The sequence below is a fragment of the Kribbella sp. NPDC050124 genome (genome assembly GCF_044460355.1).
Classification (GTDB): domain Bacteria; phylum Actinomycetota; class Actinomycetes; order Propionibacteriales; family Kribbellaceae; genus Kribbella.
In genome coordinates, this window is sequence record NZ_JBITJU010000077.1 from 1 (window position 1) to 1,396 (window position 1,396).

Here is a 1,396-nt window from a genome sequence, read left to right on the forward strand (position 1 = left end):
TAGTACTCCAGCCGTAGTTCGTGATCTGGCGGTGTGGCGGTCCCGGACGTAGCGCAGCCACCGGTTGATGATCTCGGGTTGTGTGGACTCAAGACGGTCGCGCGGTGGCTGCGTGCCATAGCGTAGACCCTGATCGCTGGCGGCGTGGTTTCGATGAGCTGGTGGGGCGGATCGGGTCGCGGTTTACGCGGGTCGAGCCGCGCCGGCGGGTCGGGCGGTTTCTGTTGGGACTGGTGGCGGGGTTACCACGGACCAACTGCTGGACGATCGCCGAGCATGCTGGCGAGACGAGTCCGGACGGTATGCAGAACTTGTTGTCTCGTGCGGTCTGGGACGCTGACGTGGTGCGTGATGACCTGCGTGGCTACGTTGTGGATCATCTCGGTGACCCGGGCGCGGTGCTGGTGGTGGATGAGACCGGTGATCTGAAGAAGGGCGTCCATACCGTTGGGGTGCAGCGGCAGTACACCGGGACCGCGGGCCGGATCGAGAACGCGCAGGTCGGTGTCTACCTCGTCTACGCCGCCACGGGTGGGCATGCGTTCATCGACAGAGCTTTGTATCTACCGAAGTCATGGACCACGGATGCTGACAGGTGCCGTGCCGCCGGGGTTCCCGACGAGGTGAAGTTCGCGACCAAGCCCGCGCTTGCGCGGGAGATGATCACTCGTGCGCTGGATGCCGGTGTCCCGGCGGGGTGGGTGGCCGGCGACGAGGTCTACGGCGCGGACTCCAAGCTGCGGATCGCTTTGCAGGAACGAGCGATCGGCTATGTGCTGGCGGTGGCCTGCGATCACCAGATCATCACCGGAGCCGGCAAACACTCGGCCGAGACTCTGGCTCGACGGCTTCCGGCGCGGGCCTGGAACCGGTTCAGCGCGGGCATCGGCGCGAAGGGCCACCGCTGGTACGACTGGGCTCTGATCGACATCCCGGCCGAGGCCGCGGGCGATCAGGCATTGCTGATCCGCCGCTCGATCAGCACCGGTGAACTCGCGTTCTACCGCTGCTACACACCCACTCCGGTGCCGCTGGCGAGGCTGGTCACGGTGGCCGGGCGCCGATGGACGATCGAGGAGTCTTTCCAGGCAGGCAAGGGACTCGCCGGCCTGGACGAGCACCAGGTCCGCCGCTGGACCTCATGGCACCGCTGGACCATCCTCGCCATGCTCGCGCACGCGTTCCTCGCCGTGATGACTGCCACTGCACGAGCCGAAACCCCTTCACCACCAGGCCTGATCGCTATCACAGCCAACGAGATCCGCCACCTGTTCACCCGCATCATCAACCACACCCAACACGGCATCCGGCACCTGCTGCACTGGTCCCGCTGGCGACGCCGCCACCAAGCCCGCGCCCGCGATTGCCACTTCCACCGTCAGGCGGTCCAACTCGC

At 66.4% G+C, this 1,396-nt stretch carries 1 protein-coding gene; it reads left to right on the forward strand.

All coding sequences use genetic code 11. The features are described from left to right. Positions 1-161 precede the first annotated feature (161 nt). Positions 162-1,396, forward strand: a 1,235-nt coding sequence (locus tag ACIBL3_RS47275; protein ID WP_396360624.1) for an IS701 family transposase, incomplete at its 3' end; no start/stop codon positions are given.